Annotated in this window: 20 protein-coding genes and 1 other RNA gene; 13 read left to right on the top strand and 8 right to left on the bottom strand. The window is 39.4% G+C overall.

The genetic code is table 11. The features are described 5' to 3' along the window. Nucleotides 1–15 precede the first annotated feature (15 nt). The 3 genes from B4Z90_RS04400 to B4Z90_RS04390 all read left to right on the top strand — a co-directional run bounded on the left by B4Z90_RS04400 (nucleotide 16) and on the right by B4Z90_RS04390 (nucleotide 4,632). On the top strand, nucleotides 16–1,989 hold the full coding sequence (locus B4Z90_RS04400) for a transglutaminase domain-containing protein (RefSeq protein ID WP_070569241.1): 1,974 nt from the start codon (nucleotides 16–18) through the stop codon (nucleotides 1,987–1,989). Beyond that, the gene (locus tag B4Z90_RS04395) at nucleotides 1,986–3,887 is read left to right on the top strand and encodes a DUF3857 domain-containing protein (protein ID WP_286801458.1); all 1,902 of its coding nucleotides are present in this window, start codon (nucleotides 1,986–1,988) and stop codon (nucleotides 3,885–3,887) included. Before B4Z90_RS04400 ends, B4Z90_RS04395 begins: the two co-directional genes overlap by 4 nt. Before the next feature lie 73 nt (nucleotides 3,888–3,960). Next, complete coding sequence (locus B4Z90_RS04390) at nucleotides 3,961–4,632, top strand: HAD family hydrolase (RefSeq protein ID WP_070569236.1); 672 nt, start codon at nucleotides 3,961–3,963, stop codon at nucleotides 4,630–4,632. Between the two features lie 159 nt (nucleotides 4,633–4,791). Here the strand turns inward: B4Z90_RS04390 and B4Z90_RS04385 are convergent, their stop codons facing one another. Together B4Z90_RS04385 and rnpB are read right to left on the bottom strand one after the other, a co-directional pair. After that, a complete protein-coding gene (locus B4Z90_RS04385; protein ID WP_070569233.1) occupies nucleotides 4,792–6,183 on the bottom strand; it encodes a sigma-54-dependent transcriptional regulator in 1,392 nt (463 codons plus the stop codon). 66 nt (nucleotides 6,184–6,249) lie between these two features. Beyond that, nucleotides 6,250–6,629, bottom strand: an RNA gene (gene rnpB / locus B4Z90_RS04380) — RNase P RNA component class A. Between the two features lie 151 nt (nucleotides 6,630–6,780). Here rnpB and B4Z90_RS04375 point away from each other — a divergent pair. Further along, nucleotides 6,781–7,833 carry a helix-turn-helix transcriptional regulator gene (locus B4Z90_RS04375; protein ID WP_070569230.1) on the top strand — a complete coding sequence of 351 codons (1,053 nt, stop codon included), beginning with the start codon at nucleotides 6,781–6,783 and terminating at the stop codon, nucleotides 7,831–7,833. 12 nt (nucleotides 7,834–7,845) lie between these two features. On the opposite strand, the gene B4Z90_RS04370 is transcribed toward B4Z90_RS04375, so the two are convergent. From B4Z90_RS04370 to argS, 3 genes are read right to left on the bottom strand one after another with little or no spacing between them, the layout of a single operon-like run. Next, a complete protein-coding gene (locus B4Z90_RS04370; protein WP_070569927.1) occupies nucleotides 7,846–9,036 on the bottom strand; it encodes an NAD(P)/FAD-dependent oxidoreductase in 1,191 nt (396 codons plus the stop codon). 15 nt (nucleotides 9,037–9,051) lie between these two features. After that, nucleotides 9,052–10,128, bottom strand: a complete 1,077-nt coding sequence (locus tag B4Z90_RS04365) for an oxidoreductase (RefSeq protein WP_115049488.1) — start codon at nucleotides 10,126–10,128, stop codon at nucleotides 9,052–9,054. A 4-nt stretch (nucleotides 10,129–10,132) separates the two neighbouring features. Further along, complete coding sequence (gene argS, locus B4Z90_RS04360) at nucleotides 10,133–11,917, bottom strand: arginine--tRNA ligase (RefSeq protein WP_070569227.1); 1,785 nt, start codon at nucleotides 11,915–11,917, stop codon at nucleotides 10,133–10,135. A 108-nt stretch (nucleotides 11,918–12,025) separates the two neighbouring features. On the opposite strand from argS, the gene B4Z90_RS04355 reads away from it, so the two are divergent. Continuing rightward, nucleotides 12,026–13,417 (top strand): arginine decarboxylase, encoded by a 1,392-nt coding sequence (locus tag B4Z90_RS04355; RefSeq protein ID WP_046675638.1) that lies wholly within the window; start codon nucleotides 12,026–12,028, stop codon nucleotides 13,415–13,417. 549 nt (nucleotides 13,418–13,966) lie between these two features. On the opposite strand, the gene B4Z90_RS04350 is transcribed toward B4Z90_RS04355, so the two are convergent. Next, nucleotides 13,967–14,473: a thioredoxin family protein gene (locus B4Z90_RS04350; protein WP_286710301.1), complete on the bottom strand. Its 507-nt coding sequence runs from the start codon at nucleotides 14,471–14,473 to the stop codon at nucleotides 13,967–13,969. Between the two features lie 95 nt (nucleotides 14,474–14,568). Here B4Z90_RS04350 and B4Z90_RS04345 point away from each other — a divergent pair, with 95 nt between their 5' ends. The 4 genes from B4Z90_RS04345 (at nucleotide 14,569) to B4Z90_RS04330 (ending at nucleotide 18,786) form a co-directional block, all read left to right on the top strand. Then, nucleotides 14,569–14,703 carry a hypothetical protein gene (locus B4Z90_RS04345; protein ID WP_262511802.1) on the top strand — a complete coding sequence of 45 codons (135 nt, stop codon included), beginning with the start codon at nucleotides 14,569–14,571 and terminating at the stop codon, nucleotides 14,701–14,703. A 221-nt stretch (nucleotides 14,704–14,924) separates the two neighbouring features. Beyond that, on the top strand, nucleotides 14,925–16,502 hold the full coding sequence (locus B4Z90_RS04340) for a glycerol-3-phosphate dehydrogenase/oxidase (RefSeq protein WP_115047844.1): 1,578 nt from the start codon (nucleotides 14,925–14,927) through the stop codon (nucleotides 16,500–16,502). A 34-nt stretch (nucleotides 16,503–16,536) separates the two neighbouring features. Next, nucleotides 16,537–18,036: a glycerol kinase GlpK gene (gene glpK / locus B4Z90_RS04335; protein ID WP_070569218.1), complete on the top strand. Its 1,500-nt coding sequence runs from the start codon at nucleotides 16,537–16,539 to the stop codon at nucleotides 18,034–18,036. A 9-nt stretch (nucleotides 18,037–18,045) separates the two neighbouring features. Next, a complete protein-coding gene (locus B4Z90_RS04330) occupies nucleotides 18,046–18,786 on the top strand; it encodes an MIP/aquaporin family protein (protein WP_115047842.1) in 741 nt (246 codons plus the stop codon). A gap of 61 nt (nucleotides 18,787–18,847) precedes the next feature. Here B4Z90_RS04330 and B4Z90_RS04325 read toward each other — a convergent pair whose 3' ends face one another. Further along, the gene (locus B4Z90_RS04325; protein WP_046671934.1) at nucleotides 18,848–19,807 is read right to left on the bottom strand and encodes a GNAT family N-acetyltransferase; all 960 of its coding nucleotides are present in this window, start codon (nucleotides 19,805–19,807) and stop codon (nucleotides 18,848–18,850) included. A 5-nt stretch (nucleotides 19,808–19,812) separates the two neighbouring features. Beyond that, the gene (locus tag B4Z90_RS04320; protein ID WP_112374399.1) at nucleotides 19,813–20,646 is read right to left on the bottom strand and encodes a 1-acyl-sn-glycerol-3-phosphate acyltransferase; all 834 of its coding nucleotides are present in this window, start codon (nucleotides 20,644–20,646) and stop codon (nucleotides 19,813–19,815) included. A gap of 254 nt (nucleotides 20,647–20,900) precedes the next feature. On the opposite strand from B4Z90_RS04320, the gene B4Z90_RS04315 reads away from it, so the two are divergent. The 4 genes from B4Z90_RS04315 (at nucleotide 20,901) to bamA (ending at nucleotide 26,199) form a co-directional block, all read left to right on the top strand. After that, the gene (locus B4Z90_RS04315; RefSeq protein WP_115047839.1) at nucleotides 20,901–21,563 is read left to right on the top strand and encodes a CBS domain-containing protein; all 663 of its coding nucleotides are present in this window, start codon (nucleotides 20,901–20,903) and stop codon (nucleotides 21,561–21,563) included. Nucleotides 21,564–21,609: 46 nt separating this feature from the next. Further along, a complete protein-coding gene (locus B4Z90_RS04310) occupies nucleotides 21,610–22,494 on the top strand; it encodes an NAD kinase (RefSeq protein WP_112374400.1) in 885 nt (294 codons plus the stop codon). Between the two features lie 289 nt (nucleotides 22,495–22,783). Next, entirely contained in the window at nucleotides 22,784–23,521 is a 738-nt protein-coding gene (locus B4Z90_RS04305) for an isoprenyl transferase (RefSeq protein WP_201639469.1), read from the top strand. A 113-nt stretch (nucleotides 23,522–23,634) separates the two neighbouring features. Then, a complete protein-coding gene (bamA, locus tag B4Z90_RS04300; RefSeq protein ID WP_115047835.1) occupies nucleotides 23,635–26,199 on the top strand; it encodes an outer membrane protein assembly factor BamA in 2,565 nt (854 codons plus the stop codon). The last annotated feature ends 397 nt before the right edge of the window (nucleotides 26,200–26,596 follow it).

The following is a 26,596-nucleotide window of genomic DNA, read 5'->3' as shown; positions in this document are numbered from 1 at the left end:
ATTACACCTATAGTTATGCGCCAGTTTTTAACGCTATTTTTAATATTTTCTATTTATACAAATAGTATAGCCCAGACTTTTGACTTTGGTAAAGTTTCTATTTCAGATTTTTCACGAACAGATCTGGATAGCAATGCCAATGCAATCGTGCTCAATGAGTTTGGACGGAGCTCTGTCTTTGTTGATGATTATGATAATCGCGTAAAACTTCAACATGAATACCATGTAATTATCCGGATCAATAACAAAGAAGGGTTTAAAAAAGCTAATTTTGAAATTCCTTCGTATAAACGCGGGAGTTACGTCCGTGACTATTTTGACGAACTAAAGGCTGTTACGTATAATTTAGAAAATGGTAGGATCGAGAAAACAGAGCTTGAAAATAAAAAAGTTTTCAAGGAAAATTACTCAGCCTATCTGGATCTTAATAAGTTCACCCTTCCGAATATTAAAGAAGGATCTATTATTGAAGTGTCTTATCGGACGCTGGAGCAGGATTTATTTAATTTCAAGACATGGGAATTCCAAGATGATATCCCCAAAATTCAAAGCCAATATATCGCAATTATTCCCGCTTCCTTCGCCTACAATGTAGTTTTACGCGGCCCCTACAAGCTTACCGATCAAAAAGCCGAAGCACTGAAAGAATTTATTTTCCTGGATGGGTTGCGAATGGATTGTTCAAAATTGACCTATACCATGAAGAACATTCCGGCATTTATGGAAGAGGATTACATGACTTCGCCAACCAATTTCAAATCTGCGATCTATTATGAGCTTGAATCGATCTTTTATCCGAGCACAGGCAGTAAGAAGACATTTAGCAAAACCTGGAAGGACGTCGATACAGACCTCATGAATGAAAAGACTTTTGGAGGTCAATTAAAAAAAACAGACTTATTCAAAGCCAATTTAGCAACAATTCTATCGCCCACTGACACCAAATTAGAAAAAGCAAAAAAGATATATAACTATATCAACAAACAAATAAAATGGAATAATTATTTAGGTAAATATGCTGAAACTGGTATTGAAAAAGCACTGGAAAAACGAACCGGGAATATTGGCGACATCAATTTAGCACTGGTAACTGCTTTATTGGCGGCAGATCTGGAAGCCTATCCTATTATTTTATCAACACGCCGAAACGGTACACCCAATGGCCTATTCCCGGTATTATCGGACTTTGATTACGTCATCGCTTGCGTGGATATAGACGGTGTAAAGTATAAACTCGATGCCTCCAATTTATATTTACCTTTTGGACAGCTGCCTTTACAATGCTTAAATGAACGGGGAAGAATCATCTACTCCAAAAAAAGTTCCGATTGGTTTCCACTTACGGCTCAAGAATCTTCCGATGTAAACTATATCTTGGAAGGGGCTTTGAATGACCAATTTAAAATCAAGGGAAAACTGACCATAAGCAGTAGCGGTAACAAAGCACTCCTAAAGCGGCAACATATTGCCAAATTCAACTCTTTGGAGGAATACTGGGAAAAACTAGACGAAGAAATGCCCAATATCACGTTAACAAAATCAAGTATTCAAAACCTGGAGGATATCGATCAACTATTGATAGAAGAATTTGATGTTATCCTAGATGTCTCCAAACAAATGGAACAAGACATACTCGTATTGGCTCCAAATATTATTGACAGGATTTCCTACAACCCCTTTAAAGCACAGGAAAGAACTTATCCGGTTGATATGGGTTTTAAATCCAAAACATTGTACTCCGTTAAATTAACCATTCCTGATCATTATGAAATTGCTGAGAAGCCTCAGAATGCATCGTTAGCACTCCCGGAGTCAACTGCAAAATATAGATATGTAACGCAGGTCAATGGCAATCAACTTGAAATACTACAGAGCCTCGCGTTCAACAAACCCATCTTTTCAGTCGATGAGTATTTTTCGCTCAAAGAATTATATTCACGTATTATTCAACAACAAAAGCTAGACATAAAATTAATCGGTAAAAAATGAAAATCGTATTCATCAACTTACTATACTTCCTGCTTCCGATCCTCGCAATTGGGCAAGATAACTACGACGTCGCCAATATTCCAAGTACATTAAAGAGCAGGGCTGTCGCTACGGTGCGCAATGATAAAACGGTGGTAGAAATAAAATCTCCCGAACAAGTCATCACCACCATAACCTGTGCCATAACAGTGTATAATAAAAATGGAGACCGGTATGCCACGCTCCCAGTATATTATAATAAATCTACCGAGATCAAGAGTCTTAAAGGGGCTATCTATAATGAAATGGGAATATTGCAAAAGAAAATTGCAACGAAAGATTTCAAAGATATTAGCGCTGTGGACAATAGTACGATGTTTGCCGATTCCCGGGTAAAACTATTTGTACCTGACTACCATAGCTATCCCTATACCGTCGAATACCAATACGAGGTTAGGAGTAAACAAAACTTGATCATTCCATCTTGGACTCCTGAAGTGTCCAATAATGTATCTGTAGAAAAAAGCAGCTTTCAATTTATTGCACCAATAGGCACAGAATGTCGAATTGAAACAACGAATTATAAAGGAAGTATCAAAGAAGAGAAAAATGACAAAACGGAAAGTAAAACATGGAATGCTGAACAGATCGCGGCAAAAAAAGAGGAATCTTATAGCCCCAACCCTAGCCTGAAAAGAACAAACGTACTCATCGTTCCCAAAAATTTTATTTATTATGGTAAGACAGGAAATTTCGGGGACTGGAAAGAATTTGGCCAATGGGTATCCAACAGCCTATTGAACAAAAAAGACGATTTGACGGAAGCGTCTAAACAAAAATTTATTGCATTAACAAAAGACGCAAGCTCAGATAAGGACAAAGCAAAGATTCTATACAATTACTTACAAAAAAACACACGTTACATCAGTATCCAAATCGGTATCGGGGGCTTGGAGCCCTTTCCCGCTTCTGAGGTTGACCGCTTAGGTTATGGTGATTGTAAAGCACTGGCCAATTACATGCGAAGCATGTTGTCGGCCGTCAATATCCCTTCCTATTACTGTATTGTCGAAGCAGGCAGACGCAAAGAAAGTTTCCACAAAACCTTTGCAAATGCCCAGGACGGTAATCACGTCATTCTATGTATTCCATTCAAAAATGATACGACCTGGCTGGAATGCACGAGCCAAAACCTTCCATTTGGTTTTCTTAGCGACTTTACCGACGATAGAGATGTCGTTGCCTGTACCGAAAATGGCGGAGTTATCATGCATACACCGAAATACATTAACTCCACCAACCTTCAATTGCGCTATGCCGACCTAAAACTTTCGGAAGACGGAAGCATCCAGGGTACCTTAAACACCAAATTCTACGGAGCCCAATATGAGAACCATATGGACGTGCTTTTAGCCAGCAATAATGATAAGAATAAGCTCCTCACGGAATACTATAATATAGACAATATCAATTTTAATCAGGTAAACTATATTGAACATAAGGAGGAAAATCCATTTATCGAGGAGAACCTGAATATTTTTATTAAAAACTATGCGGTGAAAAATGGTAATAAACTTTTGATCCAGCCTAATCTATTCAATACACACTCCAGCATTGCCGAAAGTAGAAATAGAACGGAAGATATTTTCATTGAAAGAGGCTACGCCGATATCGATAGCATTAGCATTGCCCTCCCAGAAAACTTGCTCAAAAACATAACTTCTGAGAAGAAAATTATTGAGAAACCATTTGGAAAATATGAATTTAGGTCAGAAATAAAAGACAATAAACTGTTCACCTACAGAAAACTGGAACTTTTTGAAGGCAGTTATCCTGCCAGTACTTATGAAGACTTTTTCCAATTTCATAATGAGGTAAGCAGCTGCGACAAGGGACGCTTTAATCTAAGCTTTCTCTAGTCGGAAGAAAATATTTACCAGAATATGAAGGAGTAAAATCGATCAAATAAGGCAATTATTGTATATTAGCTCAATGACAGAATACGCAGCGATATTTGACATGGACGGTGTTATCAGCCACACCAACCCTTTCCATGCGGAAGCTTTTAGAGCTTTTTTTAAAAACCACAATGTACAACAGGCGACAGAAGAGGAATTTGAGCAGCATATGTATGGTAAGCATAATAGTTACATTATGCAACATTTCTTTCAACGTCCGATATCCCCTGAGGAACTGCGGACCCTTGAATTTGAAAAAGAACAGCTTTTTAGAGTCATTTATAAAGAGCACGTTGCCCCTATTAAGGGCCTGATTGAATTTCTGACAGAATTAAAGAATAACGGTTTTAAGCTTGCTGTGGCGACATCAGCTCCACGAGAGAATATGGATTTAATTCTGGACGAATTGAATATACGCCAGCTCTTCTCGTCCACACTGAGCAGCGAAGATGTGAAACTACATAAGCCACATCCTGAGGTTTACCTAAAATCTGCAGAAAACCTGCAAATTCCTGTTGACCGCTGTATTGTTTTTGAAGATTCTTTTTCTGGTATTACCGCAGCGAAAAATGCCGAAATGAAAGTTGTTGCCGTACTTTCAACCCATAAAAAAGAAGAATTGCCTGCAAGTGATGATTATATAAATAATTATACAGAAATATCTGTTGCCAATGTAAAGGCCATTTTAAAAACACAAGAATTATAACTTGGTTGAGTGTGTGCCGACACTTAGCCCGAGGACTTCAGCTGTCTCCTCTCTACCGATAAAAAAAGAGATTCCTTAAGGAATCTCTTTTTTTATCGGTTTGCCCAAGCGAGCTGCAATTTTCGTTCACCGCTGCTAGACTAAATTTTCACGAAGTGATTAATCTCTTTTTAGACCAAACTTCTCTATTTTACTATACAGATGGCTACGTTGAATATCTAAATCGTCGGCCGTCTTGGAGACGTTCCAATTATTTTTTTCCAATTTATATTTTATAAATTCTTTCTCCGCATGATCTTTATAATCTTGAAACGAATCAAAGGAGTCCATATCTAAACCATAATTCGTTGCGCCTTTTTCATGCGCTATACCGTTTACCGGTTCACGAGAAGGATTAGCAAATGCGACAACATCTTTATCTGTAATAGATCGATCACTCAAAATAATTAAACGTTCAATCATATTGCGCAATTCCCGAATATTACCTGTCCAGGGAAGATGGCTCAATTCCCGCATGGCCGCAGTCGTAATTTCCTTCACAGGTATCCCATATTCCATACAGATTTCTTCACAAAAATTTGTTGAAAGCAGGGGAATATCATCCACACGGTCGATCAAAGCAGGTACATGAATCAAGATTACCGACAGGCGGTGATACAAGTCCATTCTAAAATTGCCATCCTCAATTTCCTTCAAGAGATCTTTATTGGTCGCGGCTACTACCCTGACATTGACGTCAATTTCTTTATCGCCACCCACTCTGGTGATTTTATGTTCCTGTAACGCCCTTAACACTTTAGCTTGAGCGGATAGACTCATGTCTCCGATCTCATCCAAGAACAATGTTCCGCCACTCGCTTGTTCAAATTTTCCGATACGCTGTTTAATAGCTGAAGTGAAGGATCCTTTTTCATGGCCAAATAATTCTGATTCGATTAATTCGGAAGGTATCGCAGCACAGTTCACTTCAATAAGCGGTCCCTGCGCACGATTCGATTTCTCATGCAGCCAACGTGCCACAAGCTCCTTTCCCGAACCATTTGCTCCAGTTATCAATACACGCGCTTCTGTCGGTGCTACGCGATCAATTGTCTCTTTAATACGTTTGATTGCCCCAGACTCACCCAATATATCTTTAGTTTTCGAACTGCTAACTTTTCGTTTCAGTACTTTGGTTTCGGTGACTAGGGAACTTTTATCCAGTGCATTCCGAACGGTGATCAATAATCTGTTCAGGTCCAGCGGTTTTTCTAAAAAGTCAAATGCTCCTTTTTTCGCCGCTTCAACAGCTGTTTCAATCGTACCATGTCCTGAGATCATAATAAAAGGGATATCCGGGCTGCTTTGGTGTGCTTCCGCCAAAACTTCCATCCCATCCATCGTATTCATCTTGATATCGCAGAGAACAAGATCTATTTTTTCCTTTTTTAAAATATCTAATCCATCCCGGCCATTGTCGACATCTAAAATCGTATAATCTTCATATTCCAAGATATCACGCAACGAACTTCTGATGGCGCGCTCATCATCAATTATTAAAATTGTACTCATAAATCGATAGTTATGCTATTTTTTCAATTACGGGAATCAATATAAGTTTTTTTTGGCAATTAGCAAAAAGAAGCAAACCTTGTAAGCCGGGTTCTGTAGACCACCGAAGTGGAATTTCTATCATTTATCTAGATTTGCCATCGCTGACAAACTCAATCAACCTACCCATTACGAATTCCAATACATTGAAAGAAGACGAGCAGCCTTCGAATTTCGCAACCTATTTGGTCTTTCAACACACGAGGTTTACCGTAATATATGTCACCATACAAGACCGTAAGCTCTTACCTTACGTTTTCACCCTTACTCCGAAAAGCGGTATATTTTCTGTGGCACTTTCTGTCTGCTATTTTCATAACAGCCTTCCCGTTAGGAAGCGTGTTGCTCTATGTTGCCCGGACTTTCCTCTCCTCTTAAAAAAGAGCAGCGATAGAACCAGTTTGCTTCTGCGCAAAAGTAGCTATTTTACTCGGATAAACCCGAATTTCTTTTCAATTTCGAAAAGACCATTCATTTAGCACCACAGGCACAAAAATCTACGCAATTACCTTGCGTAGATAAAGAGAATTTTTGTATTTTCAATCTAACAAAAAAAACATGGCACTCAATAAACTAGCCCTCATACGTTATAAAACGATTGACCATTGCCTTCGCTTGCGACATCGTAAATGGACCTTGGAAGATCTCATGGAAAAGGTTTCCGATGCACTTTATGAATTTGAAGGAATCAAAAATGGGATAAGTAAACGTACCATACAAGGTGATATTCAACTCATGCGTAGCAATAAACTTGGCTACAATGCGCCTATTGTTGTGTTGCACCGAAAATTCTACACCTATGAAGATCCCAACTATAGCATTAGCAATTCACCGATTTCCGTCGGTGACATGCAAAAAATGAAGGAAGCAGTAGAGGTACTTAAGCATGTGAGCGGTTTCTCCAGTTTTGATGAAATGAGCGATATTGTTGCACGGCTTGAAGATAGCATCCATACCAAAAAGGACAATTCACCTTCCATTATACAAATGGAAAGTAACAACCTGCTAAAAGGCCTTTCTTTTATCAGCCCGCTGCATCAAGCCATTCGTGAAAAAACACCACTCCTGATCAGCTACCAATCGTTCAAAGCAACACAACAGCAGGATCTGGTCTTCTCCCCTTATCTCTTAAAAGAATATCGGAATCGATGGTTTCTAATTGGTCAGCATAAAAAGAATGAAGGATTAATGACGCTGGCGCTTGATCGAATCAATACCATCGAGGAAATGGGCAAAAATTCATACAAGGAATATACAGGGGTCGATTTCGAACGTTACTTTTCGGATACCATAGGCGTAACGAAGACACAAAAAGACCGCGGCCAGCGGGTGATATTGCAAGTCAATGCAAAAAATGCACCTTATGTAGCAACAAAACCCTTACATCCTTCACAGCAGATTTTAGACAAAAAGGAGGATGGCTCAATCTTAATTCGCATCGATGTTGTACTTAACTTTGAACTGGAAAGAGAAATTTTAGGTTTTGGCGAATCCATTAAAGTACTCTCGCCAAGAAATTTACAAACGAGAATAAAACAGCGCTTGACAGCTGCCACAGAACTCTATGCTGAGAAATCTGTCGATAAGATATCAAATTCACAACATGAATAATAGCTCACACACCTAAATATCTTGGGCGATGGCGTAACCACTAGCCCAAGCCCATTGGAAATTATAGCCGCCAAGCCATCCTGTAATATCAACAGTCTCCCCGCCGAAATAAAGGCCTTCAACTTTTTTAGACATTAAGCTTTTGGAGTGAAGCTCTTCCGTTGAAACTCCTCCACGCATGACCTCAGCTTTATCATACCCCTTATCTCCCGCAGGTTTTACCTTGAAACGATGGATCGTATCGACAATCAACTTCGCATCAGCTTTACTCAGTGAGGCGATTTTGGTATCCAAGGCCAAAAATTTCCCAAGGGCGTCGACCAATTTCCTGCTGAAATAATCGTTTAGCAATTGTGAAACAAGTCGCTTTCCGCCGTATTGTCGCTCCTGTTTAATCAGATTATCCAAATTAAAATTAGGCAAGAGATCAATCGTAATCTCCTGTCCAGGCCGCCAATAACTTGATATTTGAAGAATTGCAGGTCCGCTTAATCCCCAGTGTGTAAAGAGAATATTCTCTTCAAAAGACATTCCGGCAACAGACACTTTCGAGAACACCGAATTTCCAGCCAGAGAACTATACCAATCCGCATCTTTTCCAGTTATCGTCAAAGGGACTAATGCAGGCGCTGTACCGACTACATTCAAACCAAATTGTTTAGCTAAGCGTACTCCAAAGTCTGAGGCCCCAAGCTTTTGCACCGGAAGCCCACCGGAAGAAACAACCACTTTATGGGCATGGTATCGGGACTCACCTTTTGCATTTTCTACTTTTACCACAAAGCCATTATCGTTTTTTTCTACAGATTTGACCAAGGTATTCAAGGCTATATCCTGCCCTGTCTCGTATAAAATTTTAGAAAATACAGCAACGATATCTTTTGCTTTATTGGTCTCTGGAAACAACTGTCCCAGTGTTTTTTCATGTCCCACGATACCATATTGTTCAAAAAATGTAATGGTATCGTCCACGGTCCATTGTTTGAATATACCGTGCAAAAAATCTGGATTTTCAGAAATGAAATTAGCGGGACTGCTACCAATATTTGTATAATTACAGCGCCCACCTCCGGAAATCAGGATCTTCGCACCGACCTTATCGTTTCTTTCAAGGACCAAGGTCTTCTTCCCAATTAGCCCTGCTTGGGCTGCACACATCAATCCGCAGGCTCCCCCCCCAATAATGATCGCATCGTATAGTATACTCACAGCAACACTCTAATAAGCAATCAATGTATTTTCAACAGAAACAACTCTTCGTTCCAATTGACTCTGATACCCCAATTCAATAATTTTAATGACATCCCGCGCCTGTTCCGCCGATGCGATCAAGGTAGTTTTTCCCAATATGCTATCCGCAACGTTCTGATAAAAATCAGGATAAGAACCTATTTCAGAAGGAATCATTTCTTCAATATCATTCCCCTGTTCAACAATATTGAGCTTGCCGTATAGACTTGGATCTTCTTGTCCCCAGGTTGGATCTTCATCGGGAAATTTACCATCGCGCAGTAAAGCTTCCTGTGGATCGACACCATATTTTACAAAATTTCCGTTCATGCCAAAGACACGATATCGAGGTGTAGGTTCTTTTGTAAGCATAGACCCTTTCAGCGATACCCGTAAGTCATCATAGTACAATAAGCAGTCGAAATTGTCAATGGTTTTCGCATGATCCCGTTGAATAGCTAAATCTGCAAAAACAGCATCTGGTCTTCCAAACAATTGTAAAGTTTGATCGATAAGATGCGAGCCCAAGTCGTAGAATATCCCCGAACCCGGTAAATGCTCTTCACGCCATGCATTTGGTCTCAAGTAATTGCGGAAACGATCAAACCTAGCTTCCAAATTTACAATTCTTCCCAATCGTCCACTTTGAATCACTTTCTTTAACGTTCGATAATCGGAGTTGAATCTTAAATTGTGATAAGGCGCCAAAATCAGATTTTTCTCCTTAGCCAGCGCGATAAGCTCATCGGCCTGCTCTACATTGTTCGTAAATGGTTTCTCGACAATAACGTGTTTCCCTGCTTCCAAAGCACGTTTTGCAAAAGGATAATGCATGTCATTGGAAGTCGCAACCACGACTAAATCAATAGTTGCATCATTAAAAATATCATCTGCCGACAAAGCAATTGCTGCCTGTGGATAGCGTTCCTTTAGCAAACTTTGCTGATCTGCTTTCCGGGCGGTCACTTTAACAAGATCCAGTTCAGCTATCGAACGCATCACGGGAGCGTGAAAAACCTGACCTGAAATTCCAAAACCAATAAGTCCTACGCGAATTTTTTTCATAGCATTACATTCTTTCAGGTACATGAATACCCAATAAGTTCATCCCTTTGGCGATAACCTTTGCCGCAGAAGCCGAAAGATGCAATCTAAAGTTCTTTACATCAGGATCTTCCGCTTTCAATATCGTTTCTTCATGATAGAATTTATTGTAGAACTTGGCTACTTCATAGATATAGTTTGCCAATTGCGCCGGGCTGAACTCTTGCGCAGAAGCCTCAATAGCCTCCGGAAACGCACCTAATTGCTGAATTAGATCTCGCTCGTAAGAGGAAATCGTCGCCGGTACAGACACAGCACTGTCAAAATCGAATTCAGCTTTACTTAAAACAGATTTGATACGCGCATGCGTGTATTGAATAAACGGCCCTGTATGACCTTGAAAATCGACAGACTCATTTGGATCAAACAAAAGACGTTTTTTAGGATCCACTTTCAATAGAAAATATTTCAATGCTCCCATTCCGATCGTATCGTAAAGAGCAGCTTTTGATTCCTCGTCCAATCCGCCAGTCTTGCCAAGCTCCTCAGTACGTACCTGTGCAGTTTTAAGCATTTCAGCCATTAAATCATCCGCATCAACAACTGTTCCCTCCCGCGATTTCATTTTACCTGAAGGAAGGTCGACCATCCCATACGATAAATGGAACAATCCGTCAGCCCAGGCTTTACCTAGTTTTTTTAAGATTAAAAACAATACCTTGAAATGGTAATCCTGTTCGTTACCGACAACATAAATAGAATCATTCATTTTGAATTCATCATATTTCAATTGTGCTGTCCCCAAATCTTGTGTAATATAGACCGAAGTACCGTCGCCACGAAGCACAAGCTTCTGATCCAATCCTTCGTCTGTTAGATCAATCCATACGGAGTTATCCTCTTTTTTAAAGAAAACCCCTTTATCTAAACCTTCCTGGATAATATCTTTACCCAACAAGTATGTATTGGATTCATAATAGTATTTATCAAAATCGACGCCTAATTGTTTGTAGGTCTTTTCAAACCCCGCGTACACCCAACTGTTCATGGTTTTCCAAAGGGAGATCACCTCTTCATTACCGGCTTCCCATTGTTGCAACATCGCTTGTGCCTCCTTCATCAAAGGTGCATTTTTCTTTGCTTCCTCTTCGGTTTGCCCCTCAGCTTTCAATGCCTCGATTTCCTTTTTATATTCTTTGTCAAAGACAACGTAATATTTTCCAACAAGGTGGTCGCCTTTAAGTCCAGTAGACTCGGGTGTTTCACCGTTACCAAATTTCTGCCAGGCCAACATGGACTTACAGATATGGATACCACGATCGTTCACCAAATTTGCTTTGATCACATCATAACCATACGCTTTTAGGATTTCCGCAACAGCATATCCTAATAAGTTATTACGGATATGTCCCAAGTGCAGTGGTTTATTGGTATTTGGAGAAGAGTATTCCACCATCAATTTTTTCCCGTTCGCAGGAAATACAGCAAAGTCCTTCGCCGTTATGGTCTGATTCAACAACGTGATCCAGTAAGCATCGGAAAGAACAATATTCAAAAAGCCTTTTATCACATTGAAATCTGATATTTCAGCGATATGCTGTTGCAAATAAGCACCAATTTCCTTTCCGGTTTGTTCCGGAGAAGATTTCGAAAAGCGCGTTACGGGAAAAGTTACGATTGTAATTTGTCCCTCAAACTCCTTTCGGGTAGCTTGTAAAGCAATTTGAGTTTCTAAAATATCTGCATTGTAAAGCTCTTTTACTGCCTGTACAGTGACTTCAACAAGTCGCTTTTGAATAGAATTTGCCATTTAATGATTTTGTAATTTTTACAACTTCCTGATAGTGAATTGGAAATAAATAACATTCCTTATTTAGGTATTCACCATTAAAGTATATCTTTGCAAAAATAATAAAAAATGCAGAGCTATCAGGAATTTCTTGACTTAAGTGTTGGTTTTCCGCAAGACGGATTCGAAATCATCGACGACGAATTGTATTTCCACGATTTGAATTTAATGGAAATGATAGAAACGTACGGTACGCCGTTACGTTTTACCTATTTGCCTATCGTCAGCAAAAAAATTCAGCAAGCGAAAATCCTCTTTCAGACCGCAATTCTGAAACACAACTATCGCGGATCTTACAAATATTGTTATTGTACCAAGTCATCCCATTTCAAGCACATCGTAGAGGAAGCTTTGAAAAATGATATCCACCTGGAAACTTCATCTGCATTTGATATGCCGATGATCGATTCATTGGAAAGACAGGGCACAGTAACAAAAGACATTACAGTGATCTGTAATGGGTTCAAAACCTACCAGTACAAACAATATATTGTTGATATGATCCACGATGGATATAAAAACATTATACCGGTGCTGGATAACAAAGAGGAGTTTAACCTTTATGATGATGAAATCGAATTGGATGAGCCTTGTGCTTTAGGTATCCGCGTTGCTTCCGAAGAGCAACCAGATTCTCAATTCTATACATCTCGCCTAGGGATTCGCCAGGAAGACGTCGTTGAATTCTATAACAACAAGATCGCCGACAATCCAAACTTTAAAGTAAAGTTGCTCCATTTTTTCATTAATTCAGGTATCTCGGACACCCCGTATTACTGGAACGAATTAGAGAAATACGTTACTTTATATTGTAAATTCAAGAAAGTAAACCCGGATTTAGATACCCTAGATATCGGTGGTGGCATGCCATTTAAGGATTCATTGGTACACGACTTTGATTACGAATATATGGTCAATGAGATCGTCAACCGTATCAAACAAATCTGTGCTCACCATGAAGTGATGGAACCAGACATTATTACTGAATTTGGCAAATACACTGTTGCTGAAGCATCAGGTATCCTCTATAAAGTTTTAGGGCGCAAGCAACAAAACGACCGCGAACGTTGGTTTATGATTGATGGTTCATTCATTACAAATTTGCCGGATGTATGGGCATTGAATCAAAAATACATTCTATTGCCGATCAATAACTGGGATTCAGAATATGAACGCGTCAATTTGGGTGGCATCACATGCGATGGACAGGATTATTACAATCAGGAGGCGCATATGAACTCGGTATTTATGCCGAAGACCCGTAAGGTTCAATACCTGGGCTTCTTTCATACAGGCGCCTATCAAGATGTTTTAAGCGGATATGGAGGCATCCACCACTGCTTACTTCCTTCACCCAAACATGTGCTTGTACGCCGCAATAGAGATGAAACATTCAACTACGAGGTGTTCGGTGAGGAGCAAAACTCCAAACAAGTAATGAAATTGTTAGGCTACCAATAAGATATTATATTCTACCAAGAGTAAGCACGCTCGTCATTGGGGGATCAAAACAATATCCTCGTAAAAAAGAGCTATTTTAAGCCAAAATAAAAAGGTCTCGTTTCTAGGAACGAGACCTTTTTATTTTCAGCCTATCCGCCATTATTTACAATCGGGCGTAAATTAAAGGCAAAATCACAGACAATGACAACCATATCCAGTAGAAAAAAATAGATTGTAAAATCTATATAGTAAGCTGTTCGGTAGATGTAAACCTATTTCAGTATAAGACAGCTGGCTTTTATTCATATTGTGTTCGTACCTGCTTCGGACCACGTTCGGAGCTGCCCAATTCCGTTACGACTGTTGACCTAGTAGTGTACAGACCTTTCCTGTTTGGAGACTGGACAATATCTGTACAGCATCTGTACAAGATCTATTGATGATCCGAAGCAGATACGAAGCAGGTACGAAGGAAAGCTACTGATCTTTCAGAATGTATCGTCGTTTAGGAAAGGATTGCTGGGTATTTTCCTTTAGCGCGACTAGAAATCCCAAAGTCGATAATTGCTATTTTGCAACCCAAGTTTTAAAGAAATTAAGCACTTTTTCTTCATCATAGCCCTTTCCTTTTTCCAGACTACCACTCTCCTGTACATGCAATGTTTTTCCATTTCTATCCAAAATAATAAAAAATGGATAACCTAGTTTATTGACTTCAGGGGCATACTTTTGAAACACAGCTTCACTTTTATTTTCCTTTGAATAATTGAGGTGATAATAGAGGAAATGACTCTTTAACAACTTGTCGACACTTGCCGTTTTATGGATATATTCATTAAATCTTAAACACCAGACACACCAATTCCCACCGGCTTGAATGACGATGTTTTTCTTTTCTTTCTTTGCTTGAACCAATAGCTGATCAATATCATTCTGTGCATTGGCATCTGGATTGTAAGGCTTCGAAAGATCCTGAGCTGTAGCAAGCTGCTGTGAGAACGCTTTGGACTGTACGAGTACCGTCCCCAAAAACACAATAGCTCCACACAGTAATAATCTTATATTTCTCATCATAAATAAATTAAATACGAATCTAAAATTACAAAATCATTTCCCCAAACCAAAACATAAGCAGCACATAATCGTTAAACATGATATAGCTATTGACCATGAAAAAAAACACCCAGGACTACAACGGACCGTATTTCAGCGGATTCATAAAAACGCGATTAAGCCCTATATACATGACCTTAGGTGATCAGAATAGGGGTGTCATTCAAAATACCGCCATTGGGGAGAAGTAAAAAAGGCAACCTGTTGATATGCTATACCCTATCACCCGTAAAAACCAAAAAGACTTCCTTTTGCTAAAATAAAAACAAAACAAAACAAAAACAAACACCTGACCTTAACATAAATATTATTTAATTTCCTTTAAAATTTAACAAATATAGCATAACTTAGTGTAAAGGAAGTAGTAAAAGAAGCACAGAAGATTCACTACAAAAATCCAAAACGAAACAAAATGAAACACCAAGAATTCAACAGGTCAAAACTGATAGAAAAAATAAGGGATACGAGCGCGTGGGATGTTATCGTCATAGGCGGCGGTGCCAGCGGATTAGGTGTTGCATTAGATGCCTTAAGCCGAGGGTTCAAAACAATTTTATTGGAGCAGGTTGATTTTGCAAAAGGCACTTCAAGCAAAGCAACAAAGCTTGTTCACGGTGGTGTACGCTACTTGGCTCAAGGCGACATCTCATTGGTTAAAGAAGCGCTTCATGAAAGAGGTTTACTCCAAAAAAATGCTCCACACCTTGTTAAAAACCAATCGTTTATCATTCCAAACTACAGCTGGTTCGATGGCCCATTTTACACCATTGGAATGAAAATATATGACCTTCTGGCAGGTAAATTAAGCTTGGGAAAATCCATTCATATCAATAAAGAAGAAACGCTCAATCGCATAAGCACTGTACGACCTAAAGGGCTATATGGTGGCGTGGTATATCAAGACGGACAATTTGACGACTCCAGGCTTGCGCTCAACGTTGCGCAGACCTGTATACAAATGGGCGGAGTCGCCCTAAATTATGTAAGGGTCAATAACCTCACCAAAGACAGCGATGGACGAATAAACGGTGTCATCGCCAATGATACCGAAACTGGTGAAGTTTTCACCATACAAGGCAAAGCTGTTATCAATGCTACAGGAATATTTGTCGATGATATCTTAAAAATGGATAGACCTGAAGCGAAACAAATGGTACGCCCCAGCCAGGGTGTTCACCTTGTATTTGACAAGTCGTTTCTCCCGGGCGACGATGCCATTATGATTCCAAAAACGGATGATGGACGGGTCCTTTTTCTAGTACCTTGGCATAATCGAGTCATTGTGGGAACAACGGATACACCGATAGACGAGCATAGCCTTGAACCGGTAGCTTTGGAGCAGGAGATCGATTTTATTCTGAAAACGGCGGGACGTTACTTGACAAAACAACCAACAAGAGCGGATGCATTGGCCGTATTCGCCGGCCTCCGTCCACTGGCAGCCCCTACAGGTAACTCAAACAAAACCAAAGAGATCTCACGAAGCCACAAGGTTATTGTTAGCGACTCCAAATTACTGACTTTAACTGGCGGAAAGTGGACAACATTCCGTCGAATGGGCCAAGATACCCTAGACAAAGCGATAAAAATTGGTTGTTTACCTCAAAAAGAAAGCCGGTCTGCCACACAAAAGATCTATAGCGCCATTCCAACGTCCGACAGAAGCAATCATATGTATATTTACGGTGCCGACCAAGAAATGATCAATGCATTGGCTCAGGAAAATCCCGAATGGAACGAAAAGTTAATCCCACATCTTGAGTTCAAAAAGGCCGAAGTTGTTTGGGCAGCACGCAATGAACTTGCCAGGACTGTGGAAGATGTGCTATCCCGTCGGGTACGGATGCTATTTCTTGATGCGAAAGCTGCAATTGAAGCTGCACCTGATGTCGCAAAAATACTCGCCCAGGAACTGGAAAAAGATGAAGATTGGCAAAATGATCAAATAACGCATTTTCAAAATGTTGCAAAAAATTATATCTTAAAGTAATACAAAATAACCAGCAATACTCAATTACTCAATTATGGAACAACAATACATCTTGGCAATGGATCAAGGTACCACCAGCTCCAGAGCTATCATTTTTGATAAAGACAGAAATATAGTCTCCATTGCCCAGAAGGAATTTACGCAAATATTCCCACAACCAGGATGGGTTGAACACGATCCACATGAAATCTGGTCAACACAGGCAGGTGTCACTGCAGAAGCAACCACAAAAGCAGGGTTAAACGGCAAAAATATTGCCGCCATTGGCATTACCAATCAACGGGAAACTGTGGTCGTTTGGGAAAAAGAAACAGGAAAACCCATCTACAATGCCATTGTATGGCAAGATAAACGCACAGCAGATTATTGCGACGAGTTGCGTAGCTCTGGAAAACATGAGATGATCCAGGAAAAAACAGGCCTAATATTAGATCCTTACTTTTCTGCAACCAAAATAAAATGGATTCTGGATAACGTGGAAGGTGCCCGGGAAAAAGCACAAAACGGGGAATTAATCTGTGGAACTATTGACACTTGGCTCGTCTGGAACCTCACCCGGGGCGATGCTCACATTACGGATGTAACAAACGCTTCCCGCACCTTACTCTTTAATATTCATAGCATGGAATGGGATAAGGAGCTACTCGAATTATTTGACATCCCAGCCGCCATGCTGCCCGAAGTAAAAGAAAGCAGTGAAATATATGGGGAATCACGGACAACCATTTTTGCACACAAAGTCAAGATAGCTGGAATTGCTGGCGACCAGCAGGCGGCACTGTTCGGACAGCAATGTATTGAAAAGGGAATGGTCAAAAACACGTACGGCACTGGATGTTTTATGTTAATGAACATCGGGGATAAACCAATCCGTTCAAAGAACAACCTTTTAACGACTGTCGCCTGGAAAATCAACGGAAAAACAGAATATGCCTTAGAGGGGAGCATATTTATCGGCGGTGCACTGGTCCAATGGCTACGCGACAATCTCAACATCATCTACAAATCGGCAGACATAGAGCAATTAGCGCTGACAGAAAAAGATAATGGCGGTGTCACATTTATCCCTACATTCGCCGGACTGGGGGCTCCATACTGGAACGCTCGTGCACAAGGTACACTATTTGGCCTTACGCGTGCAACAACCAATGGTCATATTGCACGCGCCTCGCTAGAGGCAATTTCCCTGCAGACTCGTGATGTGCTGCAAGCCATGGAAGCTGATAGCGGCATACCGATCAAAGAATTGCGTGTAGACGGCGGCGCAACAGCGAATAATCTACTTATGCAGATTCAGGCCAATGTACTAAACAGCAAAGTTGTACGCCCCAAAATTACAGAAACTACAGCTTTGGGGGCAGCATACCTCGCCGGACTGGCCGTGGGATTCTGGAAAAATGAGGATGAGATTTCTAAGTTTTGGGCACAGGATCGTATATTTGAACCTGAAGCAGAGCAAGAAGAGCAAACAAAAAAGATTATTAAGCTCTGGACCAAGGGAGTCAAAGCATTACAATACTGGACCGAAAACTAACCAACAAGCATGAACCATTATTTAGCAGAATTTATCGGCACCACCCTTCTCCTTCTTTTAGGCAATGGGGTTGTGGCCAACGTTATCTTAAAAGGCACAAAAGGAGAAAATGGAGGGTGGATTGTAATCACGACCGCATGGGCACTTGCAGTCTATGTAGGTGTTGTTTTTGCCGGCCCATATACCGGAGCCCATCTCAATCCTGCGGTAACCATTGCCGTAGCCCTTAATCATGGCCTCCCTTGGATGGAAGTACCTGGCTATATTCTCGCACAAATTGCCGGTGGTTTCTGTGGCGCGATGTTGACCTACATCATGCACAAAGACCATTTCGATGCAACAGCAGACCCAACGACCAAACTTGGTGTTTTCGCTACTATACCCAACATCCGAAATACATCAACAAATCTGGCAAGTGAAATTATCGGAACCTTTGTGTTGATTTTTGTAATTTTCTTCATAACAGGTCAAGATGTCACCATTGACGGAAAAACAGCTCCCATTGGCATGGGCTCCCTTGGTGCGATACCCGTTGCATTCCTCGTGTGGGCCATCGGTCTCTCCCTAGGAGGAACTACGGGATATGCCATCAATCCTGCCCGGGATTTTGGCCCGCGCTTATTTCATGCGCTTTGGCCAATCAAAGGAAAAGGTAGCTCCGACTGGTCTTATGCCTGGATTCCAATCCTAGGACCGATCTTGGGCGCCATTTTAGCCTTTGCACTGTATACCTGTATAAAACCGGCCTAATCAAGGTCGAGCTGCACGAACAAAATAAAAGGGATTCAAAAATTGAATCCCTTTTATTTTATTATCCACGCTTGGGTTTTCTATGACCGTATTCACGATCCCGATCAAACGTATTCATATGGCGTTCCTTCTTCACGGGATACACATCATCAATTACAATCAAAATACCTTTTTCTTCTACCGTACCAAACTCATCATTACGTGCAGTGCCAAATGATTTCATCGTAGGCGATAGGTTCATATAGGTATTGATCAACGGTGGAATATTCTCTCCCAATGCTCTCACATGGCTATTTAATACCTTATATCCTTCTTTATAATCCAGCCCATCAAATACGCCGACAAAGCGATCGTAATCATTTTTGATTTCCAATTCCGGAAGAGGAAGAACCAATTTATCATGGTCAGGAAAATAATAGTCCATAAAATAAAGCAACATATCCCGTGCATCTTTATTATAATGTGGATACATGGTCACTTTACCAAAGAGGTATTTAATTTCAGGGTTAAGCATCACCAAAGCCCCTAAACCGTCCCAAAGATTGTCCAATGAAAAAATTCCTTTTCTATTGTCGATGGCTGGTTGGTACTTAGGCTGTACAAACGACCGTCCCAACTCTATGGTGTAAGGTAGATATTCATTCGTAAATAATTCGGAAAACTGAAAATAATGTGCTGTTGATAAATTGGGTATGCCGTTTACTTCACCAGCCTCGGCACATTTGATTACCCTATAACCGGCAACCACCTCTTCATCTTCGGGATTCCATGCGATCAACTGATCGTAACAATCTTCGCATGTATCATTTTCATCGATATCAATTGAAAGTCCTGTACCTCCCCCTGCGCCACGAAAAGTCAACTCCCGCAAACGCCCAATTTCACGCATGACATTTGGCGAATTATGATAGTTGATTAGGTATATCTCGTTATTTCCATTGTTGGTATATCGTAAGAAGACTTCTTTATTCAATTCGGTCTTCAATAATTCTCTATCAACTGGAGGTATAATTTCTTGCATAAATTCTATTTTTCTTGAGCCAATCCATAAACCCTTCTTTTCACTTCCTCAGCCCAAGTTTTTTCGTTTTTTGATTGATCAAACGCTGTATAAGGGATTCTTTCTCCTACTATAATATTGACGGTATGTCCGCGTTGAGCAAACATTTCATCAGGTAAATATAACATTTCAATGTTTACCTTGAGACCCAATTTCTGTCTAAGCCTTGCAAAATTATAAAAAAACTTAGAGTTTTTACCGTCAATCAGGACCGGAATGATATCTTTTTTATATTTTTTTGCTTTGCTAATAAAACTTTTCTTCCATTCTAGGTCTTCTATACGGCCATCGTTTTGTTTTCTGGAAACCAAACCAGCAGGGAATACCAATAGCGCATCATCCGCTCCGTAAGCCTCCTCGATCGCAGAAATAGCCTGTTTCCCCTGCCCCCCCAACTTATTGACACCGACAAACAAAGGCCTCAAATTACCTATATTTAAAAGAATATCATTAACCAAAAATTTCACATCGCGTCTATATTTACCTATAGCGTGCATAAATGCAATTCCATCCAATCCGCCCAAAGGGTGATTGGACGCAAAAATAACCGGATCCGATACTGGAATATTTTCTGCCCCATACAAATTGACCTTGACATCCAGATCGTTGATCAATGCATCAACAAAGTCCAGGCCCTGAAGATCCGCAAAGCGCGTCATAATATCATTTATCTCGTCTTCATGAATTGTCCTTTTTAAATAATTAAGTAAAAAAGACGGAATCCATTTAGCAAGGCCCGCATTTTTTTTGTGAATAACTTCACGTATATCAATAAACTTTTTACTCTCGCTTGTGATCATCAATCTTACTGTTCCAATTAAAAATACTTCACCTCCATTTAAGCCCAGTTTTTAGGCGTATCCCAATTCGTTGACAAAAATAATAACAGAATGGTAATAAAAGTACAATTTTAAACTTTAAAATTGTACTTATTTGCAATAATGTATTCGTTCTCTGTGCTTCCTGTTTTAGGTATTACAAGCAATCAACGAATTAAGTATAAATCTGATCCTGTAAAATTTCTTTTCACCTAGTTTTTTTATTAAGTTTGAGTATGCTAATAAGTCAATTTCTTTCAAATGCTGATTTCAGTATTCAAAATGCTGATTCAATACAACAAGCGCTAGAGAAGCTGCAAGATATGCTTTGTAAAGAATTAGTCGTTTTAAATGGTGACGACTATATTGGCCTGGTTAATGAAACCATCTTATTGGATGCGGAAGATGAAGAAGCTCCCCTTTCTTCCATAAAAATAAATACGGCCCCCATACAGCTGAAGTTCAATCAACACCCCTATGATGCCCTGGTGATGATAACCGTATATAATAGCACAATCATTCCTATTTTAGATCAAGACAACAAATATATTGGTGTGTCAACACAATTGGATATATTAAAGGCAATAAGTTCAATTCAATCACAAAATGAATCTGGTGCTATTATTGTGTTGGCGACTGGCCTACACGATTTTTCACTTTCACAGATTGCGCACCTTGTTGAAAGTGACAATTGCAGAATCCTCAATTGCGCAACTAAAATAAATTTGGAAAGTGACAACATTGAAGTTACCCTTAAAGTCGACAAGTCAAACATCAATGCCTTACTGAATTCATTCCTAAGACACAACTATTTAATTCTTGAAACCCATAATACCATAGCTGCATTTGACGACACTGCCGACCGTTATCAGCAGCTTATGAATTATATTAACATTTGATTAAGATTAGTTTTTTCTCATCTTTGCCCCATAAATTGAAAACAATATGAGAATCGCAATATATGGAAGAGAGTTTCAACCCTCTGTTATACCACATGTGAAACACTTATTTGAATATCTTGTCGATAAAAATATTGAGATCTGGGTATATAATCCATTTCATGAATTTCTGCAATCACAATTTGAATGCGCCTTTAACTTCTCAACATACAATACCTATCAAGAAATAAAAGATCATATTGACATCATGTTGAGTCTAGGCGGAGATGGAACCATGTTATCTGCTGTTTCCCTGATTAAAGATTCCGGAATTCCAATTGCAGGAATAAACTTTGGACGCCTCGGCTTTTTAGCGTCCATCAATAAAAATGATTTTGAGGATGCCATCGAGGATATACTGAACCAGCGTTTTACCATACAGAAGCGCGTGCTGCTCTCTGTAGAATCTGAACAGCTTAACTTGTTTGAAGGCAATCATTATGCGCTCAATGACATTACCGTATTTCGTTACGACAGCTCGGCCATGATTACGGTCAATGCACGCATCAATGGCGAACTACTGAATTCATACTGGGCAGATGGACTAATTATCGCTACACCTACCGGATCCACAGCCTATTCATTGAGTTGCGGCGGACCTATTATTATGCCGGAAAGTGGCAATTTTGTCATTACCCCCATCTCTCCGCACAACCTCAATGTGAGACCCATTGTCATCTCGAATCAGTTTACCCTTGAATTGGAAATAGAGAGTCGAAGCAATCAATACATCTTAAGCTGTGATTCCAAAAACGAGTCTATTGATACATCTGTAAAATTAACCATTAAACAGGCTCCATTTACTATTAATCTGATTAGACTCCCCCATGAAAGCTTTTTCAGTACGCTGCGGGAAAAATTACTTTGGGGCATCGATGTCAGAAATTATTAGGCTATCAATTCACTTCGCACAAGCTCGCTTTGTATGAAGAGAAACACACAAAACAATCTTTCTACATATTGTCCTTCTAAATTTCCAATTAAAAATCGATATTTGGAAGAAATAAAGAAAGACGGAATAAGAACATCCGGAATAGAAATCCAAGTGCGATAATTAATCAATGAAAAGTACGTTAAACAAACAATAATCATTGGTAGCAATACAGGAAACCAAAAGTAGGTTTTAAAACGCCAAAATAGCATTGATGCCTAAGGTGTTCATTTTATTGAAAACAGCAAAAATGAGTTTTTTAGATCAGATAGATAGTATTAAATTGCCACAGCATATAGCCATCATCATGGATGGCAACGGCCGTTGGGCAAAACAGAAAGGGAAACTTCGCGTATTTGGGCATCAAAATGGTGTAAAAGCAGTACGAGAAGCATTAGAAGGATGTGTAAAAGCAAATATTAAATTTCTGACACTTTATGCATTTTCTGCAGAAAACTGGAATAGGCCTAAGCTCGAGGTAATGGCACTCATGGAGCTATTGGTTACTTCCCTTAAAAAAGAAATCAAAACTTTTCAGGAGAATGGCGTCCGTTTGAATGTTATTGGTGATATCACCAAATTACCCTCAAATGCACAAAGAAAGCTGCAGGAGACCATTGAAGCAACGAAAGAAAATACACACTGTACATTGACATTAGCTTTGAGCTACAGTTCTCGACAAGAAATTGTGGACGCCGCTCGAAATCTAGCCCAAAAAGTAAAAGACGGAAAACTCAATGCAGACGAAATTAACGATGAATTATTCGCTGCAAACCTCTATACACAAAACCTACCCGATCCTGACCTTCTGATACGTACCAGCGGAGAATTGAGAATAAGCAATTTCCTACTTTGGCAAATTGCCTATTCAGAATTATGCTTCCTAGATAAGATGTGGCCCGAGTTTACGAAAGAAGATTTATTTAAATCCATCGTCGATTATCAGCAACGCGAAAGAAGGTTTGGAAAAACAAGTGAACAGTTATAAAGATTTTATTAAATTTGACCACTGATTTGAAAAAAAGCAAGCTGGTTAAATTTTCTTAATTAACAAAAATTAACAAACGATTGGTGTACTTTAGCGCCAATAATTATAGATAAATGAAGCGTATACTACCCGTAATACTATTTTTTGGTCTCTCATCAATGCAGCTTGTCTACGGACAAGACAAAGGTGCGTTCAATTTAAATGACCCAGAAAAAATCAGCTATCTCAATCCTAAAAACTATGTAATTAGTGCTATTGATATAACTGGAACACAATTTTTAGATAAAAATGTATTAATTACGATCTCTAAATTGTCAGTAGGTCAATATTTGGAAGTTCCAAGTGAGGCGACTGCAAAAGTAGTGAAGGATATGATGGCTCAAGGCCTCTTTGATGATGTCGAATTATGGGCAGATAAAATTGAAGGTGAAAATATATTTTTGACCATCCGTGTAGTAGAACGTCCTCGTTTAACGCGTATTGATATCAACGGTCTAAGTAAAAGCCAGACCGAAGAAGTTCGCAAACGTTTAAATAGTAACACTGGTAAGATTGTCAACGAAAACTTGATGAACACCACACGTGGTACGATCCAACGGTTCTTAAAAGAAAAAGCTTTTTTATATCCGGAGATCACCCTAAAAACAGTGAAAGACTCGGCACAGGCTAATAATGAAATACTTATTGCCGATGTGGATAAAAAACATAAGGTAAGAGTCAAAAAAATGACTTTTACAGGGAATGAACATTTTTCTCAGCAAGAGTTGAGAAAAATGGCCAAGCCAATTAAGCAAAAAATGTGGTACCGTATTTTCGGTCCTGGAAAATTCAAGGAAGAAAAATACAAAGAAGGTAAAGAAAACCTAATCAAGAAAATGGCAGCCAAAGGCTATCGTGATGCGACAATCTTGAAAGATACGGTTATTCGCGATGGTGAAAAAAATGTGTTGGTTAACTTTGACATCTATGAAGGTCCTAAATATTATGTAGGTAATATTGTTTGGACAGGTAATGCTAAGTATTCTGACACTTTGCTTAATAAAATTTTAGGTGTCAAACGTGGTGATGTTTTTTCGGAAGAAAAATTAACAGCAAAATTGATGGGTCCTACAAAAAATAGTGATGACATCTCTTCAATCTATATGAACGATGGTTATCTTACGTTCTCAGTAGACCCCGAACAAACGCGTATTTATAACGATACCATCGATTTAAATTTACGTGTTTATGAAGGTGCTCAATATACCATCAATAACGTTATTGTTAAAGGTAATGATGTAACCAACGACCGTGTTGTATTACGTTCTATTTATACAAAACCTGGTCAAAAATTCTCAAAAGAACAAATTATGCGCAGTGTGCGTGAGATTGCGCAGTTGGGAAATTTTGATGAGCAAAAGACAAACCCAGTACCGACAAATCTAAATTATGCGGATGGTACAGTGGACATTGTTTACAATGTGACTGAAAAACCTTCGGATCAGGTCGAGCTTTCGGGTGGTTATGGTGCCGGTCAGATCATCGGTACGTTAGGTTTAACATTTAACAACTTCTCTACCAGTAATTTCTTTGATAAAAGTTCCTGGAAACCGCTACCACGTGGAGATGGACAGAAGTTGAGTGTCCGTGGTCAAACTTCGGGTAAACGTTATCAATCGTATAGTTTCTCTTTCTCCGAGCCTTGGTTGGGTGGTAAAAAACCAATTTATTTTGGTTTGAGCGCCTATACTTCGAGTTCATCATATGGTGGGTTTAACTACTATACTGGCGAGCAAATTGTTAAGGATTCCGAGTTGAATCGTATTTGGATGACTGGTATTACCGCAACATTAGGTAAACGCTTGCAATGGCCAGACAACTGGTTCCAGGCAAATACTTCCTTGTCATTCCAACGTTATAAGCTTCAGAATTATGGAAATTACTTCCTATTTGATAATGGTACAGCCTATAACATCAACTTGACGCAAGAGTTTAGCCGTAATTCGATCGATGCTCCTATCTATCCTACTTCGGGTTCAAACATCAAATTCTCGGTGCAATTGACGCCTCCATATTCATTGTTCAACAACATTGATTATAAAAATGGTTCGGCTCAGGAACGCTACCGTTGGACAGAGTACCACAAATGGAAATTTGACTCGCAATGGTATGCAAAAATTGCGGGAAAACTTGTTTTCAAAGCACAAGCTCAATTTGGTTTCTTGGGTAAATACTCCAGCAAAACTGAGATATCAACTTTCGAGCGTTTCAAAGTCGGTGGGGATGGTATGCAAGGGTTTGATTACCTACAAGGATCTGAAATTGTTGCGTTACGTGGTTATGCAAATGGTGTAATCATTCCTGAAGGAACACAAAATGTGAATGTGGCACGAAATTCAGGTAGTCCAATCTATACGAAATATCAAATGGAATTACGTCACCCGGTGATGTTAAATGATCAGGCAACAGTTTACGTATTGGCTTTCGCTGAAGCGGCAAATACCTGGAACAAGTTCACCGAATACAACCCATTTAAAGTACGTCGTTCTGCAGGTGTTGGTGCCCGTATCTTCTTACCTATCTTCGGTATGCTAGGAATAGATTACGGCCATGCATTCGACCCTATCCCGGGTTTACCAAGCAGTACATGGAAACAAAACTTTACATTTAGTATCATGCAAAATATGGGTGGATTCTAATCTTTGTTGATCCAATCCTGTCGAAATAAAATAAAAAGCTATCGCAAGAAATTGTAGATAGCTTTTTTGTTTTAAGATTATTTTCCAATAAATCATGCATTTTTCTTTCATTTCCACCCGATCGGATTAAATGCGAAATCACCCTATATATCTTATAAATTTTCTTATATTGAGTGCGGTTATGATCACCGAAAAAAGAAGCTATAAACAGCACTCAGGCAACTAGCATTGGAGCATTCTTCAACAAGTTAAATAGTGTTAAACCCGAGAAATATCTGTTAGATTGCTTCTTTTTTCTTATTTTTGAGCCGTAAATTTACGTAGAGCGGTTTTCTCGAATTAAACTTTTGGGATTATCCGAAGTCATAAGGTAAATTAGTGTTAAATAATAAAAAGT

The organism is Sphingobacterium sp. UBA5639, assembly GCF_002421245.1.
In the GTDB taxonomy this organism is placed as follows: domain Bacteria; phylum Bacteroidota; class Bacteroidia; order Sphingobacteriales; family Sphingobacteriaceae; genus Sphingobacterium; species Sphingobacterium multivorum.
The sequence above is the reverse complement of the archived record's forward strand: the minus strand, read 5'-3'. Positions and strand labels throughout refer to the sequence as shown.

Bases quoted from the DNA above. Each gene is read 5' to 3' on its own strand.
- B4Z90_RS04400 (WP_070569241.1), top strand. From the start codon at position 16: ATGCGCCAGTTTTTAACGCTATTTTTAATATTTTCTATTTATACAAAT.
- B4Z90_RS04395 (WP_286801458.1), top strand. From the start codon at position 1,986: ATGAAAATCGTATTCATCAACTTACTATACTTCCTGCTTCCGATCCTC.
- B4Z90_RS04390 (WP_070569236.1), top strand. From the start codon at position 3,961: ATGACAGAATACGCAGCGATATTTGACATGGACGGTGTTATCAGCCAC.
- B4Z90_RS04385 (WP_070569233.1), bottom strand. From the start codon at position 6,183: ATGAGTACAATTTTAATAATTGATGATGAGCGCGCCATCAGAAGTTCG.
- B4Z90_RS04375 (WP_070569230.1), top strand. From the start codon at position 6,781: ATGGCACTCAATAAACTAGCCCTCATACGTTATAAAACGATTGACCAT.
- B4Z90_RS04365 (WP_115049488.1), bottom strand. From the start codon at position 10,128: ATGAAAAAAATTCGCGTAGGACTTATTGGTTTTGGAATTTCAGGTCAG.
- argS (WP_070569227.1), bottom strand. From the start codon at position 11,917: ATGGCAAATTCTATTCAAAAGCGACTTGTTGAAGTCACTGTACAGGCA.
- B4Z90_RS04355 (WP_046675638.1), top strand. From the start codon at position 12,026: ATGCAGAGCTATCAGGAATTTCTTGACTTAAGTGTTGGTTTTCCGCAA.
- B4Z90_RS04350 (WP_286710301.1), bottom strand. From the start codon at position 14,473: ATGATGAGAAATATAAGATTATTACTGTGTGGAGCTATTGTGTTTTTG.
- B4Z90_RS04345 (WP_262511802.1), top strand. From the start codon at position 14,569: ATGAAAAAAAACACCCAGGACTACAACGGACCGTATTTCAGCGGATTC.
- B4Z90_RS04340 (WP_115047844.1), top strand. From the start codon at position 14,925: ATGAAACACCAAGAATTCAACAGGTCAAAACTGATAGAAAAAATAAGG.
- glpK (WP_070569218.1), top strand. From the start codon at position 16,537: ATGGAACAACAATACATCTTGGCAATGGATCAAGGTACCACCAGCTCC.
- B4Z90_RS04330 (WP_115047842.1), top strand. From the start codon at position 18,046: ATGAACCATTATTTAGCAGAATTTATCGGCACCACCCTTCTCCTTCTT.
- B4Z90_RS04325 (WP_046671934.1), bottom strand. From the start codon at position 19,807: ATGCAAGAAATTATACCTCCAGTTGATAGAGAATTATTGAAGACCGAA.
- B4Z90_RS04320 (WP_112374399.1), bottom strand. From the start codon at position 20,646: ATGATCACAAGCGAGAGTAAAAAGTTTATTGATATACGTGAAGTTATT.
- B4Z90_RS04315 (WP_115047839.1), top strand. From the start codon at position 20,901: ATGCTAATAAGTCAATTTCTTTCAAATGCTGATTTCAGTATTCAAAAT.
- B4Z90_RS04310 (WP_112374400.1), top strand. From the start codon at position 21,610: ATGAGAATCGCAATATATGGAAGAGAGTTTCAACCCTCTGTTATACCA.
- B4Z90_RS04305 (WP_201639469.1), top strand. From the start codon at position 22,784: ATGAGTTTTTTAGATCAGATAGATAGTATTAAATTGCCACAGCATATA.
- bamA (WP_115047835.1), top strand. From the start codon at position 23,635: ATGAAGCGTATACTACCCGTAATACTATTTTTTGGTCTCTCATCAATG.